Consider the following 16,356-nt stretch of genomic DNA (forward strand, 5'->3'; position numbering starts at 1 on the left):
TAACTCCCAAACCAAAAATTATAGTCTGGGAGTTACTAATGTTTATTAAGGCCTGTTTATTACCGAATTATCAGGGTTCCATTTAGGATACTGCTGATCCATACCAAGCGGTATAAAGTGTATCATATCGATGTTATTGGTTTGCTGCCCGCCGTTTACCGCGGTAAACCTGATCCAGTATTGCCCACTCTGGCCTATGGTAACAACACCTACCAACCTGCCAACCTGCGGGCCCGATGTACTTGCCATATAGGTTTTAAAACCAATAGCTTCCTCACCGTCCGGATCGTCAACACTACTACCGTTCACTGTTTTTTTCAAGCCGGGGCGTTTTGTAGCAAAATTGATGGTGCGCGCATTGGCTAATGGCTTGAAATTGATGGTATCTGCACTCATGGATACTGATGCCTCGGTTGCCGGGGCCGATCCTTGTTGCTGTGCATAAATACAAACCCAAACTTTATATGTACCACGGATAAGTAAAGGAGTTTTAAATTCAACCCATACCGGGTCGCCGCTGGTTCCAAGAGGCACATGGAGCACATCCTTACCATGCGAAGCTTTTGAAACCGTTTGCGAGCTTCCGTAGTAAGCAAATTTTGAGGTAACCGAAGCAAACTTGATATTGGGCATAGCCTTAACTTCGTCGGTAGTATAGGTATATATCCCTGGTTGCTGATAAACGCTGGTGTTCTTGGTGATCTCGGGCAGGGTTTCTACATCCCAGTAAACCGGGTACGGGTTACGTACCTTAATACCAAAATGCGTAGCAGCATCGTTTATAACACCATTGGTTGCGGTAACATCGCTAAAATCGCGGGTTAAAACCTGCCCTTGTTCGTGTACGCCATTAAAGTCATCATCATTAATCAATACCGTTGTACCCGATAATTTAGAGGTTATAACCTGTGCTGGCGCCAATGTAGGCCAGGCTGCCTGGGTTATAATATCGGCCAGGTATTGAGCCCCATATAAAATATGGTAGTCCATAAACAGGTGTAAACTATCAGTAGGAGTTTGAGGGCTACCTGTTTTTGAATACTTAGCTTTTAACGCGGCATAACTGGTAATCCCTGCCGCCTTAAATACATCATCACTTTCGGCAATCACTGTTAGAAATTTTCGCGCGGCATCCGGGTTATTCGCTGTAGCTAAATTCAAAGAGTCGTATAAAGTGGTTTCTTTGAGGGCCTGCGTAAATATGGAATATTTAGGATTAGCTTCGATAGTTTGCGCAACAGTAAGCGCTGCCGGTGTTAAAACATGATCAACAACATGTATTATACCGTTACCAACTGATATATTGGCCTGGCTGATATTGGCTTGGCGGTTAACAACAATTTGGGTGATCCCGTTTGTATTGGTGGCAAGGGTAATTAAATACTGGCCATACATGGTTAAAGTTGGCAGCTTGCCATCGGTAAACCTGGATGTGGGTACAGAGTCGGCAAGAAGATGGAACCGAACAAAATCTTTCCAGGCGGCGCCGCTAATATCCTGAACGTTGCTTTTACCCATAGTTTTCAGATATGCCCTTATAGCGTCATCGGTTGGCGCAAATAGCGTATACGAGCCATAAGCTTTTAAAAACGATGCCGTTTCTGATACAGTCAATATCTGGCTCAATAGCGAGAACTTAGCCGGGTATTTGCCCAGGTATTGCGTAATATTCACGGTATCTGATGTGGTGTGCTGTATAGACTCCCTCACACATCCCCAGATGCCGAACATCAACATGGCCGATATGAACATTGCTGATAACCTGATATTAATTTTCCGTTCCATAATAATTAGGTTTAATAGGTGGTTATTGATAAAATGGGTTTTGAACTAATAAGTTATTAGTTTGTATCTCGTATGAGTATATGGGAAGATAGTGGCTCCTGATATCTTTATATTTATTGATAACAGATTGCTGCTTATCCGCGGGAGCACTGGACGAAACGATGTTCAACAAAATAATGATGTTGGCATAATTATTTCGCTTAGCATTGCGTAATATATCGAACCACCGCTTACCTTCGTATGCAAACTCACGCGCACGCTCGTTAAAAATATAGTTCGATACGTCAAGTGTAATATTGGGATCCGGATCGGATATGGTAGTTCCATTCACATTGCTTAACGCATGGCGCGCAAGCCTTACCTGATCAACTATCGCAATGGCCGCCGTAGCATTTGCCACGTTGCCCGGTGTTAGCCAGGTAAGGGCCTCGGCTTTCATCAGCAACACATCCGAGTACCTGTATAGAAACCAATGACTGTATGATGTTGCCGTTGTGGCAAACTGGGTGTACTTAGTGATGCCTCCGCTTCCTTCAGACATGGAAACACCTGCACCCCTGATATCTTTGTTGGTAGCATCAACGATATCGGTGCCGAACAGATCTCCGGTTGCCACCCAATCGGCTGCTTTAAATTCCCTCCCGGTGGCGGCAAACATATTAAAAAACGGATTTAACTTTTGCGCGTAAAATTGCAATTCAAATATCCCCTCCACTGAGTTTCCGTTAAAAAAAACACTGTTATACCAATCGGCTTGCAAAGTTCCGGCAGGAAACAACTGGTAGTTGTTTGATTGTATAACCTTGTTACAGGCATCAATGCAATTTTGATAGTCCTCCGTCCATAAATAAACATCGGCCAATATGGTATAAGCAGTATATTGATTAATACGGCCTTTATCATCACCTATGTTACCATACGAAACCAGCACATTTGCCGCGGCAAACTTAAGATCATCAATAATTTGAGCGGCAACCTGCGCCCTGGTGCTTTTGGCTAAAGGTTGTATATCGGCATCGCTTGATGTTGGCTCCAGTTTTAAAGGTACCTCGCCAAAGGTTCTTAACAGGTAAAAATACATTAAGCCCCTTAGCCCCCTGGCCTCGCCAATATAGGCATTAAGAGCAGCCTGCGTTAAGGTATTATCGTTTGTTTTTACGCCAGGGCCATATTTGATCACGTTATTGCAATAATTGATGATCTCGTAAAAAGCATCCCAGTTGTTAAGCGTATTGGTTGCCACAATGTCGGTATGCAACATGTCTAATTCATCACGTGTTAATGTGCTCAATGTCGCGGTAGACGTTCCGGCGGCGGGCTCGGTTCCGGCAACAACCATATCCCCTCTTAACTCGCCCCAAATAAACATGTACTTGGTTAATGGCAGCGCCGCCCCATCAAGCATTGAAGCGTAACAACCGGTTACCGCGGCTGCCAGTTGCTCTTTTGTTTTCCAGTAATCCTGATTTACCAGGCCGTCTTGCGGTTTAATGTTGAGCCACTTGTTACATGATGATGATACGCCGGCTACCAATACCGTTACCAACAACAAAATTTTATATGTACTATTTTTAATCATCTTCATCATTTTTAAATCGTATTAAAATCCTACTGTTAAGCCCAGGGTATAGGTAATTGCGGGCGGAGTTAAACCACTATCTGTCGGGAAAGAAAACGGCGTGTTATCGCCTGATGTGCTTACGTCTGGGTTTTGACCGGTATATTTAGTTAAAGTGAGTAGATTTTGCCCGGTTACGTAAAAACTGGCGTTGCTAAGTTTAACTCTTTGCAACAGTGTTTTAGGCAAATTATACCTTACCGTTACCGAACTTAATTTGACAAACGATCCGTCCTCTACATACCTGTCTGATCCTAACCAGTTATAGCCTGCCTGGTATAAAGCCCTGGGTATATCGGTTACATCACCGGGATTACGCCACCGCCTTAACACAGCGGTACTCTGGTTATTAACCGTATACATATTAGTGGTTGAAATTTTAACGGCGTTGATAACCTGGTAGCCCCAGCGGTAACTAAAAAATGCCGATATTTTAAGGTTACCCCTAAAGGTAATATTAGGGCCAAAGCCACCTGTAAATTTGGGTACACCGTTGCCCAGGTAAACAAGGTCGCGGTAGTCTATATTACCATCATGATTAATATCTTCGTATTTAGCATCTCCCGGCTGAAAAACATAGTTAACCAGCGGGTAATTGTAACGCATATAAATTTTGTTGCCGTTGGCATCGGCTATTTGCTTGCCATTCTCGTCAGTGGCAACGGTTGCTTCTTTATCTTTATACACGCCATCGTACTTAAAGCCATAGAAAGAACCGAAAGGATTGCCTAACAACAGGAACGACTTAAACTTACCCAGCCCTGGAACGCCGATAACACTCTCGCGCGGATAAAAATCGGATACCGAAGTTAACTTGTTGGCGTTTTGCGCAATGTTAAAATCAAAGCCGATTACCCAATTCCGCGTTTTGATTGGAATGGTGTTAATGCCAAGCTCCCACCCGTTATTTTCCAGGGTGCCGATATTCAAGCCGATGTTGCTGTAACCTGCTATGGTTGCAATATTTAAACCATCAAAAAACATATCCTTGGTTGTGTTTTGGTACACTTCCATATCAACCTTAACACGCGAGTTAAACATCCCCAGGTTAAAGCCAATGTTTTTGCCAACAACGGTTTGCCATTTCAGGTTAGTTAGCTCCACCTTATTGGGCACCACCGACGCCTGCCCATTATATGTCCAGCTGAGTGGCGAGTAAGTGCCATAATAGCTACCACTTGGGGCCTGCCCTGCCTCTCCGTAACTTACCCTCAAACTTAACTCGTTTAAAAAGGTCAGTTTTTTCATGAAAGGCTCTCCGGAAATGCGCCACCTGCCGGCAACACCCGGAAATATGCCGTAACGGTGGTTTGGGCCAAATTTGGAATTACCGTCCAGGCGGGCGTTTAAACTTATAATATACCTGTCCAGGTAAACATATTGGCCCTGTGTTAAAACACCAAAGTTTCTGCTTTCGCTATTGGACGAACTTAAACCAAGGCTATTTAAACCGGGGCTGGAGGCATCCTGCAAATTTGCCGAGGCGGTGTTGGCAGTTGCTTCGCTGTAAGATGCGGTTTTGGTATCTTCAGTCTGGAAAGAAAGTAAGCCCTGGAAAGTACTTTTTTCGCCAAGCGATGGCGTGTAAATCAAATTCACCTTCGACTGCACATTATACGAGTCTCCATCGGCATCAGAAGCCCGGTTAACCGTATTTTCTGTACTTGGCCGGCCGGTAGCTACCTGCGGTAAAAATGTTTTCGATTTGGTATTGTTGATATCAAACTGAAGATCGACAGTGGAAACCAGCAAAGATGGTATAATATCATATTGGATATTAAATTTGGGGGTGATACGCTCGCCGGTTAAATGGCTCAAGCCGGTATTAGCCAAAGCCAGCGGATTATAAGTATCAGGATATTTACCCTGAATATTGGATTCGGGAGAAAAGTAAGCGCCTGTGATATGCCCATACTCATCAAACAGATAAGGCGACATGTTAGGCATTTTATTATAAGCAACCGTTCTTAACGAATTATCATAATTAAGCGTGTTATTGACGTGGGTATAAGTTAAATCCGTACGGAAACGCAGCCTGCTGGATACGGTATAGTCGAGATTGATTTTGGTTGTGATACGCCCCAGATCAGTACCGAGTGTGGTACCTATTTGATTCAAATAACCAAAGGAAGTATAATACCTGGCCTTTTCTCCGCCCCCGCTCATGGAGATGTTATGGTCCTGGGTGTACCCGGTGCGGGTAATCAGGTCTATCCAATTGGTATTTTGTCCATAGTTATAGTAATAAAACGCGTCGGAGGGATCATACTGAAAAGCTTTGTTCTGCCCGTTATTCCCCAAAAAGTCAAGCGGAGCGCCGGTGGCATTCATAATCTCTTCGGGAATAAGCGTAGCATAGCTATTTCCGTTTAACATGGGGATTGATTTAGGCTGATGAGCCATGGTACCCTTAAAATTATAGGTAACAACGGGGCTGCCCATGGCGCCACGCTTGGTGTTAATAAGCAATACGCCGTTCGCAGCCTTTGAACCCCATACCGCCGTTGATGCTGCGTCTTTTAAAACGGTAATGTCCTTAATGTCCGAAGGCGAAATATTTAGTAGCTGGGCATAGCCCACATCATCGGCAGTACCAAAGTTGAAGTCTTTTGGAATTTCGGTTTCGTAGGGCATCCCGTCCAGAACGATCAACGGCTCTGCACTCCCCGTAATGGATGCGGTACCCCTTATCCGGATAGACATACCCGCACCCGGATCTCCCGATGTGGCGCCAAAATCTACCCCTGGCAATCTGCCGGCTAATGCCTGGTCAATTGACGTTACCGCCAGTTCTTCCAGATCTTTAGCGTTTATTGTTGCCGATGCCATAGTAGAGTTACGTGCATCGATGTTTAAACCGGTACCATTATTTACGGTACGGTTGCCTGTTATGGATACTTCAACCAACTGGCCGGTGTTAGCTTCAAGTTGTACATTAATAACCCGCCGATCGTTAATAGCTTTGGTTAAAAATGTTTTGTATCCGATAAATGATACCGAGATTTGGTTAGTGGGTTTGGATATTTTAATAGCAAAATTACCATCGATATCTGTTGATACACCTGTTACCGTACGATTGTTATTATCTAACTCAATAACTGATGCCCCAATAATGGCTTGCTTGTCCTTTTTATCGATAACCCGTCCCCGGATAGTTATACTTTGTTGAACCTGGGCTTGTACCGGCATAACGCCAATCAAAATTCCGGCAATCAAAAAGCACAAACTCTTTAGTAAAAGTGTTTTCATATTTTGTTATTCGGTATGGGCTTAATTAATAATGCAGATATTTATCTATCGAATGAATAATAGTACGGTTTGATAACTGGTTACTGGTGGCACCCAGAATTACGTTTATATACTTATTGGTGCGGTCAATCACCGTCATCGAGGTGGGCGCGTTTTCAACCCCTACAAACGTGGTGGCTCCACTCTCGTTTTGCAACAGAGTTGGGTAGTTATCCTGCCTTGTTTTTTGATCTACCGCGAGCGAGCTGCCGTTAATAATGTGGTACAGAATAAATTTACGTACCAGGTCCAGGTCGGCCGCAGAGCTTGGCGCTGCCGTTGGCAGGGCTCCTGTGGTTTTATTTCCGGGCAGCATACCGTCTTTTATAGCCTGTGTTATGGCGGCATTGGTAGGCACCAGGACGGTATAGTTAACATCAACCCCTGTGTTTATACCTGCAATAGCTTGTGTGGTAGCATTGTATAAAGTATTTGGCGCAGTTGACAGATAATAATAAAATGAAGAATAGGTTGACGGGTATTGTGCTGCCAGTTTTTGAAGATGATAGCCTACGTTATTATTGGTGAACGATAGCATCCCGTCAACATAATAAGCTGTACCGTTGACCGAAGTTTTATTGGTTTGCGTTACGTTCAAATCAACACCCGCGTCAAGTGTGCCACTTGTTTGTATTTTACCGTTGTTATATTTAATAAACTCATGGTTAATGGTTTCAACAATCCCGGTGCCGGTAAGGCTTGTTAAATCGATATTAGGCAATACGCCTGTTTGAAACATCCGGAAAATCACATCACGATAGACGGCGCTTTGAGAATAACTGGTTGAGCCAACTGCCTTATATCCCCACGCCGTTGTTGTAGCGCTGGTTGCACCGGCTTCGTAATATCTCCATCCATTGGCGGTCAGTACATCATCATTCATTAATATCACCGTATTTTTCACACCCGGTTGGGTGGTTTGAGATTTGATAGGCAGAGCTCCCGAACTGTAGGCTTGCAAGATAATACTGCATTTAGGATCCAGGTACTGAACACCATAAACCGTACGGAAAACATTAGCCTCCTGCGATTGAGTTGCACCGTAAAATGTGCCGTTACTAAGTATCTGCTTATCAACAATGCTACCCATATCAACAGTGGCCGGCTCTAACTGGTAATTGTTAGTTAAGGTAAACTGGCTCGGCCATAAGTTAGAAGGCCACATTAAGGAGTTAACAAAATCAATAACCACGCTTGCCGGTGCGGTTTTGAAAAACGAATTACCAAACTTTGATAATATTTTTTGCCGGTAGGCCCTTAAGGCGGTGTTATTGGGCACCAATATGCTCCACCCGGCAGCCTGAGATGCTGTAGTAATGAAACTTCCACCGCTTTGATAATTTTCGTTGTTGATGCAGTAAGCCAGCCTGCCATCGTATGATTTTACGTATACCGAATCGGCCGAGCCGGTGGCCACCGAGTTGGCATGGGTAAGGTTAACGTTGGCAACGTAATAAGCCAGCGAATCCATTAACAATTTAAAATCGCTGTAGTTGGCATTAAGCCTGATGTACTGGTCGATGCTCGGCAAAGGCGTAATTACCCTGTCAATTTCATGGATAATACCGTTTGAAGCTATGATATCGCTGTTTACAACATTAGCGCCACATACGTTAAAACCACTGTATGCTGAGTTTGGATAAAAGGCATTATAATCGCTGGCGCCCAGTCCGTTGGTTGCCATAAACACATCAGTGAAGTATGGAATATACTTGTTGTTATTATCACCATCCACATAACGCACGGTGGTAACTTTACCATCACTGGTATTATTCCTGTTGGTGGCGATAATTTTTTTGTGTACGGCATCACCTTTTTGTTGGATACCATCGTAATAAGTGGTTTTTCTTTTGTAACCCATGCCCGGATTACCAACCGTACCGGCTATCTGGTAAATATTCAACTGATCTTTCCGGTAGCCGTTATATACCAGCGAAAACTTAACAATGCCTTTGGCGAGTGAATCGCTTATAGCGGCATCGGTTGATATGCCGCTATCGGTAAAATACTTTGTAAAGGCGGCATCGTCGGGGGCAAATACCGTGAACCAACCTGTGGCACTAAGGATATCTTTATACCCGGCCCTATCCACCAAAGCAAGGTAATGTTTAAAATTACCTTTTGCCTGCAAGGTTTGATAAATGGGATCGCCCAGACCATCGGGAACCGCATAATAATCATCAAACTTCTTTTTACAGCTTGTTACGGCCAAAGCAAGCGTTAAAAAGAGAAAAGTGAGTCGTAGAGTTTTAATCATAGATTTATAAAATAAAAAAGGGTAATAAGCTTCAGCGAGCCAATTTTATGCCCACAGGTTTATATTTTACTATACCGTTAGTATTTATTTTAATAATTGGTTCGGGCAAACTTCAGGCGTTTTTCTTTTTAAAACAGTTAACAAATTAGCGCTATGCTATAGCATTAATTTTATACCGGATGATTAAAAATACTGGGCCTTGACGTATTGACCTTGTTTATAATTGTGTTACAAACCTATCGCAAATTGGTATTTTGGGTGTACAAAATTTGACGAATTGTTTTTAAAATTTGGTGAATAACCCGCCTCAAAGCTACCTAAAGCCTTTTTTTGCTTTTTTTTTATTTTTAGATAAAACAACACGAAGTTATTTTTTGTGGGATAGCAGATTTTATATGCCGAAAGGAGAAGCGGTAGCAGTTGGACTTATCGCTTTTATGATCATACGACGTAACACTTCAAGGCAACGGGGTCGCCCCTAACGGAGCAACAACAGATCCCCTAAAGTAAAAGGTACCAAAATGCGAAAATAGGTAAAGCAGATAATGAGATGAGAACACAAATGCGCTTTGTACGGTGTAAAGAGTTAACAATACTGGTATTAAAACCCAATACAGCATATTTAATCACTAAACGGTTTGTTATCGGCCTATTTAACAATTAATTGAGATTATTATGCAAAGTTGCGCTCTTTTCTTTTTTCAAATACTGAGATGGTGTCAGGTTATATTTTTCTTTAAAACAGGTGCTGAAATACCCTGAGCTGCTAAAGCCTATCTTATAAGCAATCTCCGAAATATTAAACTCCCCGGCGCATAGCAACTGTTCGCCGCGTTGAAGCCTGATATCGCGCACAAATTCAACTGGTGCCAGGCCCGTAAGGCTCTTCAATTTTTTATAAAAAGTGGTTCGGCCTAAGCCTACTGCAATAGCAACGCTATCAATATTAAAATCAGGATCGCTCATACCCTCCTCTACTATCCTGATAGTTTCTTTTAATAATTGCTCATCTTTTGATGTAATGAATACTTCGCCAGGTGAAAGCTGTAGGATACTTTTATTGCCTAATATAGATTCAAATAATTGCTTACGTTGTTTAATCAGGCTCTCAATACAGGCCATTATAAAGTCGGTATGAAATGGTTTGGTAATATAAAAATCGGCGCCGTATTTTAAACCTTCTATCTGGTTATCAACAGACGACTTGGCCGTAAGCAGTATCACGGGAATATGACTGGTTAAAATGTTATTTTTTAACTGATCAAGCATTTGTATGCCATCCATATTGGGCATCATCACATCGCTCACAACCAGGTCCGGAAGCGAGGCTTGCGCTATCCTTAAACCTTCTTCCCCATCAGCCGCTTCAATTACGCGATAATTAACGGATAGCTGGCTATACAAAAACCGTCGTAAGTCGGTATTGTCCTCAACGATGAGTACCGTGTAGGCATTAGCATCACTTTGTGGCAACCCAACAACTGTGGTTTCGGGTTTGTCTACATAAAATGATTGCACAAACTCGGGTACATGGTTTTCGTTCACAAAATCAACATCCTTACTACCAAAGTGTTCCTTGCCTGTTTTAAGTTCCAGACTAAAGGTTGCCCCCCCGTCGGTATTATTTTGGGCAATTATTTTTCCGTGATGATTAATTACCAGCTCTTTTGATAAAGCCAGGCCGATACCAGTTCCTTTTAAATTACTGCCGTTTGTTTTGTCGCCTTCGTAATAAAGTTCAAAAACTTCCGTGAGTTTATCTTTGGGTATGCCCTCACCCTGATCAATCACGTTAATGTAAAAGCAAGTGTCTCCGCTGTTAAACTTAACTTCCAACACAATCTTTCTGTGGGCAGGAGTAAACTTAAATGAGTTGGAGAGCAGGTTGTAAATCACAATATCAAGCTTCTCCTCATCTACCCAGGCATATAACTTATCAACGTTTGATTTTACAATCAAATCGATTTGCTTTTCCTTGGCCAATTCGGTAAAGTACAAACTGATTTGTTTTACAAGGCCAACTATTTCAACCTCCGATATCTTTAAACGCATTTTACCGCTCTGTGCCTTCCTGAAATCTAATAACTGGTTAATAAAGCGAATCATCCGGTTGGCATTTTTATTCACTACGTTAATGTATTCCCTCCCCTTAGGCGACAGATTTTCGGCTCTTGTGATTTCTTCCAGCGGACTAACAATTAAGGTTAGCGGCGTTTTAAGTTCGTGCGATATGTTGGTAAAAAACTGCAACTTCAGCTCTGTCAATTTTTGCTCAACAACCACCCTGTTACGCAAACGGATCATGGTAAAAACTATGCGGCGGGCTACTTCCAGTAATACGAAAGCCAGTATAAAGTAACCAATAAACGCCCACACGGTAAGCCAGGGCGGCGGTAGTATGGTGATGGCAATAGTTTTTTCGGGTATGTTTTTAAACAGATCATAACTTACACTTTTTACCCTGAATATATATTTGCCAGGCGCAAGGTTGGTATAAGTGGCCTGGCGCTGCGTTTTAACATAGTTCCAGTCTTTATCCAGTCCATCCATTTTATAAGCATATAAAATTTTATGGCTTTCGCGATAATCAAGCGCCGTATATTCTATCCCTATCAGATTCTGATCGTAATTTAAGGTGATGTGATCAGTTTGGTCTGCCGGGTATTTCAACACAGACCCTGGCGCACCCGCAATTACAGTTTTATTATAGATCTGGATATTGGTTAATGCAATGTTTGCTTTGTATTTGGTATTGTATACTTTATCCGGATTGAAAGATATGTAACCGTTTAAGCATCCCAATAGGATATTGCCCGAACGCGATTTAAAACATGCCGCCTCAGAAAACTTTGAATTTGGCAAACCATCGTAGTAATCATAATTTTGAAATCGACGGGCTTTAACATCGTATTTAGAGAGGCCATTCTCGGTAGTTAACCACAAGTTACCTTTATTGTCGCCCGTTATACTCAATATAATATCGTTCGGCAAACCATCAGAAGTATTAAAAAATTTAAACTGCAGTTTTTGATGCAGGCCACCAGATGAAATGAGCTGATGTAAACCACCGCCAAAGGTACCTATCCACATGTGGCGCTGTTTATCCTTATAGATAAATTGCACGTCGTTATTACCCAGGCTGGTAGCATCCCCAGGAACCTTGTAATGCCTGTAAAACTTATAATCATCAGGCGAGCTTTCGTTAGGGTTGAATATCACCAGCCCGTTTGTGGTAGCTACCCAAATAAAACCGTTGCCATCTTCGCCCAAATGCCTAACCACGTTACAAGTTGCTATGGGATAATTTTTAAACGAGTTGTTGCTATTTTTAAAAACGGCCTTCGGCCCATCTTTAACCAACAGGTTAATACCGCCGCCAAACGTACCAACCCAAATCCGGCCCCGGCTATCTTCTAAAATAGAGTAAATGCGTTTATTGCTTAAACTATGAACATCATCCGGATCCGAGTCATAATGGGTTAAGGTATACCGCCTGCCGTCTTTGGTAACTTGCTCTGCCTTATACAAGCCACTACCCTTGGTACCCAGCCATATCGATCCAGTTTTTGATTGTATAATAGTGTACACGCTGCCTATACCACCTGCAGGCATATTAACAAAAGGGTTATCCAGCCTTTTTCCATCTTTCAATACATAAATCTCGCCAGCTTTTGTACCTATCCACAGCTTACCGTCTCTATCTTCATAAATCGCCCTTACCTCGTTCTCAGTTTTATTTTTAGGGTTTTTAACCAACAGGTGATGAGTAAAGTTATCTGGTTGAAAAATGGCACGGTAAATACTGCCTTCATAACCACTTAACCAGAGTATGCCCGAAGCATCAACATATAAAGCGGTAATGATATTTGAAAATTGTTGATTAAGGCTTCCGGGCTCGTCATAAAAATAAGATATCTCATCCTTCCCTGCATCATAATAGCCAAATCCGCCGCCGCGCATGCTTACCCAAACTATACCATTAGAGCCATTGATGACGTTGTAATTGGTATGTGGACCGGAAATATTTGCATCTGTTTTTTGGGTGAATAATTTAAAAGAGCTATTACGGGGATCGTATTTGATGACACCCGTTTTTTCGGGCTCAATCCATAACAAGCCCGCCTGGTCTTCAAACAACGAATTATACTTATCGCCGTTATAAATACCCTGGTACTTGATACTAAAATTTGCAGGATTGATTATGGCAAGCCCCCTACCCTGTGTTGAAGCATAAAGTATATTGCTTTTAGAAAAACATAAATCGTTAATGGCTATGCCTGCGCTAACGTCAACAGCGTGAAACCTATTGCTATTCACCTGATAACATAATAGCCTGCCATTTGCGGTACCCAGATATATTATTCCGTTGTTCTCGGTGATACAGGTAAAATTGCTTTCGCGGCTAAAATAGGGCAGTTGGTTTTCAAAAATAAGGGAAGTGTATTTTTCGCCACGCTTAACCAAGCATGCCACACCGTTTGAGGTGCCTATCCAAAGCCTTTGCCTGCTATCCTCAAATAAAAACCTGATATCATTACTGCAAATATTGTACTCGCCACCCAAGGCTTCGGCATATTGCACAGTAACCGGCGGATTTAGTGATTTGCTGCCCACAGCACATAACAAGCCGTGTTTATCAGTTACCAGCCAGGTATCCCCGTTAGAAACCGGTACAATTTTATTGATCAGGATATTTTTAAACCGACTGCGAACTTCGGTACCAGGTATAGCCAAAAACTTCTCGGTACGCTTATCAAAACGGTAAACTTCGTTATCGTAGGTTTTTACCCATAGGTAACCTAATTTATCTTCAATAATGTTACGGATCTTGTTGTTTTTAAGGCTTGAGCTATCACCCGGTCGGGCCTTATACGCTATAAAGTTGTGACCATCAAACCGGTTAATGCCATCCCAGGTGCCAAACCACATAAAGCCTTCGCTGTCCTTTGTCATGCACAAAACCCTATCGTGCGATAAGCCATCTTCTGTTGAATAGTGCTTTAAATTACACTTTAGCTGCGCGGCAGTGTTAAGAGCGAAACACAGGATTGCAAAAATCAGAGAAAGCCGGTTAAGCAAATTCCAACTAATCATTATAAAAATAAAACTTATTAAAGGTCTATAAAAGCAAAGATGGAGTACCCCGCATGAGCACCACTTATGAATGGCGCAATATCGGGTTTATGGAATAAATATAATGCTTTTAATTGATAATTGTTACATGGCGAAAATATGGCCGGTGCAATTGCAACAACTTACCACAAGGGAGGGGGAACACTTTGCCAAGTGCTTAGAGTACAAGAAATATAACCGGGCAGCATTTTTTTACTGCCATTCGTCTTCTTGTTCGCGGTGCACAAGACCGGTAAACACAAAAACGATGATCACGAGACAGAAGGCAGCTACAATTTGAAACATAATGATAAATATTAAATTATACCATTATTACGCTTACAACATTCCGCAGGTTACGCAGCCTTGCAGTTTTTTTTTAAATTGATTAAATGCATTAATTACATTTAAAGGGCGGCTGATTGGATTATGGCTACCGATAACCAAAGCTAACTACTCAAACAAACTGTTATACAAATACATATAGCGCCGGTTTTTTGAAGCTTTTGCCTTTGTGGTGATTCAAAACTTGCAAACGTTGTTATACCGCACTAAGTATGTAATAATAAAACATTATTTGAGTTTAATTTATGCTTGCCTAAAAGATTAATTAAAGGCATATGTTCCATTTTTAAGTAACATTTTAAACACTTAACGTAAAAGTTACCGTTGTTTTATTTAAACTAATACCTTAGTAACTGTGAAAAAGTATCTGTTTCTTTTACCACTGCTTTGCTTTTCGGCCGTTGTAAAGGCACAAACAGATACCGTTGCCTATAAAATAAGCAAACTCCCTTATAAGCACGTTGATGCTTTAGCCAAATTTGTACAGGGAGATTTTAACGCCTATATCTCTAAAACTCTACAATACAATCACGTAGTAAAAAACAGCGTTAAAGGACAAATTATTTTGTTGATGAGCATAGGCGCGGATGGCAGCATATCCAACGTCGTGATATTAAAAAGCCTGTCGCCCGTAATTGACCAGGAGGTGGTAAAGGTGGTAAGCGCCTCACCCAAATGGCAACCAGCGATGCTCAATGGCCAAAAAGTGAGTATGGATATGGTACTCAATATCGCTATAGCCATCAGCGGATCAAACACAGCTACGCCGCCAAAAGCTCCGGTAAAGCAATTGCTGGCCAATAACCAGCCTACGGCGTTACCTGTAAAAGCTGTTAACAGTGCACCATCCCCTACGGCAATAAAAGCTCCCCCGGCTGTTGTAAATAAACCCACACTACCAGTTGTAAAAACCCGGAAACCTGTTGCTACCAAGCCTGCCGCTCTTGTTGCAAAAAAACCGCAACCAATTTTGCTAAAAAAGCCAGCCATTACAGTTGCTAAAAAGATGGCGACGCCGGTGACTAAAAAGCCGGTTATAGCGAAAGTTACTCCGCCGGTAATAAAAAAAGTTATTCCGCCCGTGGTTAAGAAACCGGTTCTGCCGATTGCTAAAAAGACCCTGCCACCAGTGGCTAAAAAAACGGCTCCTCCAAAACCGCTGCCACCAGTGGCTAAAAAGGCTATCGCGCCACCCGTAAAAAAACTTGTTCTGCTGGTTGCCAAAAAGCCAATACCACCCGCGGTGAAAAAAGCAGATCCTCCAAAATTGGCACCGCCGGTAATTAAAAAAGTTACTCCCACGGTTGTGAAGAAACCTGAGCCTGTTGTTGCTAAAAAACCGGCAACACCGGTAGTAAAAAAAGCAGTACCACCGAAGATCGTACCTCCGGTTGCAAAAAAGGTAATTTTGCCGGTGGCCAAAAAACCGCTGCCGGTAGTGGATAAAAAAGCTATAAAACCTATCACAAACAAACCAGCTCCACCAAAAGCAGCACCGATAGCAAAAAAAGCGTTTACGGCTTTGCCAAAGAAAACTGAACCGTTGCTGGCCAAAAAGGAGAAGGAACCGGTTATTAAAAAACCGAAACGGAAGATCATGAAACAGGATCTGTTTAATCCATCGAGCAAAGGTGCAGTATTCCCTGGTGGCGGCCTTCCTGCTTTCTTTAAATACCTCGCCGGAAATATCAGTTACCCGTTGGGCTCAAAAAAAGCCAATATCGAGGGTAAGGTACTTTTATCTTTCGTGGTAGAAGAGGATGGCAGTGTTAACGACGTTGAAATTATAAGCAGTCCGGCCGATGATCTGGGCCAGGAGGCAATTCGTGTGTTGTTAGCTTCACCTAAATGGAAGCCAGCTGAACAAAATGGGCGAAAAGTACCTGTATCGTATCAAATTCCTATTAAATTTACGTTAACAGATAAAGCAACTAATTAATCTCTTTTACGT

6 protein-coding genes are annotated in these 16,356 nt (G+C 42.3%); 1 reads left to right on the plus strand and 5 read right to left on the minus strand.

The features are described 5' to 3' along the window. Nucleotides 1-45 precede the first annotated feature (45 nt). The 5 genes from MUCPA_RS35140 to MUCPA_RS35160 all read right to left on the minus strand — a co-directional run bounded on the left by MUCPA_RS35140 (nucleotide 46) and on the right by MUCPA_RS35160 (nucleotide 14,042). On the minus strand, nucleotides 46-1,785 hold the full coding sequence (locus MUCPA_RS35140; RefSeq protein ID WP_008513376.1) for a fasciclin domain-containing protein: 1,740 nt from the start codon (nucleotides 1,783-1,785) through the stop codon (nucleotides 46-48). Nucleotides 1,786-1,807: 22 nt separating this feature from the next. After that, a complete protein-coding gene (locus tag MUCPA_RS35145) occupies nucleotides 1,808-3,373 on the minus strand; it encodes a RagB/SusD family nutrient uptake outer membrane protein (protein WP_040626859.1) in 1,566 nt (521 codons plus the stop codon). A gap of 12 nt (nucleotides 3,374-3,385) precedes the next feature. After that, a complete protein-coding gene (locus MUCPA_RS35150; protein WP_008513379.1) occupies nucleotides 3,386-6,652 on the minus strand; it encodes a SusC/RagA family TonB-linked outer membrane protein in 3,267 nt (1,088 codons plus the stop codon). A gap of 25 nt (nucleotides 6,653-6,677) precedes the next feature. Continuing rightward, nucleotides 6,678-8,948: a fasciclin domain-containing protein gene (locus MUCPA_RS35155; RefSeq protein ID WP_008513381.1), complete on the minus strand. Its 2,271-nt coding sequence runs from the start codon at nucleotides 8,946-8,948 to the stop codon at nucleotides 6,678-6,680. A 660-nt stretch (nucleotides 8,949-9,608) separates the two neighbouring features. Beyond that, entirely contained in the window at nucleotides 9,609-14,042 is a 4,434-nt protein-coding gene (locus tag MUCPA_RS35160) for a hybrid sensor histidine kinase/response regulator transcription factor (RefSeq protein ID WP_008513384.1), read from the minus strand. A 718-nt stretch (nucleotides 14,043-14,760) separates the two neighbouring features. Here MUCPA_RS35160 and MUCPA_RS36625 point away from each other — a divergent pair. Next, nucleotides 14,761-16,344, plus strand: coding sequence for an energy transducer TonB (locus MUCPA_RS36625; protein WP_008513387.1), 1,584 nt, complete (start codon nucleotides 14,761-14,763; stop codon nucleotides 16,342-16,344). Nucleotides 16,345-16,356 lie beyond the last annotated feature (12 nt).

Source organism: Mucilaginibacter paludis DSM 18603 (assembly GCF_000166195.2).
Classification (GTDB): domain Bacteria; phylum Bacteroidota; class Bacteroidia; order Sphingobacteriales; family Sphingobacteriaceae; genus Mucilaginibacter; species Mucilaginibacter paludis.

Excerpts from the sequence above, each read along its gene's own strand:
- MUCPA_RS35140 (WP_008513376.1), bottom strand. The coding sequence starts at position 1,785 with ATGGAACGGAAAATTAATATCAGGTTATCAGCAATGTTCATATCGGCC.
- MUCPA_RS35145 (WP_040626859.1), bottom strand. The coding sequence starts at position 3,373 with ATGATGAAGATGATTAAAAATAGTACATATAAAATTTTGTTGTTGGTA.
- MUCPA_RS35150 (WP_008513379.1), bottom strand. The coding sequence starts at position 6,652 with ATGAAAACACTTTTACTAAAGAGTTTGTGCTTTTTGATTGCCGGAATT.
- MUCPA_RS35155 (WP_008513381.1), bottom strand. The coding sequence starts at position 8,948 with ATGATTAAAACTCTACGACTCACTTTTCTCTTTTTAACGCTTGCTTTG.
- MUCPA_RS35160 (WP_008513384.1), bottom strand. The coding sequence starts at position 14,042 with ATGATTAGTTGGAATTTGCTTAACCGGCTTTCTCTGATTTTTGCAATC.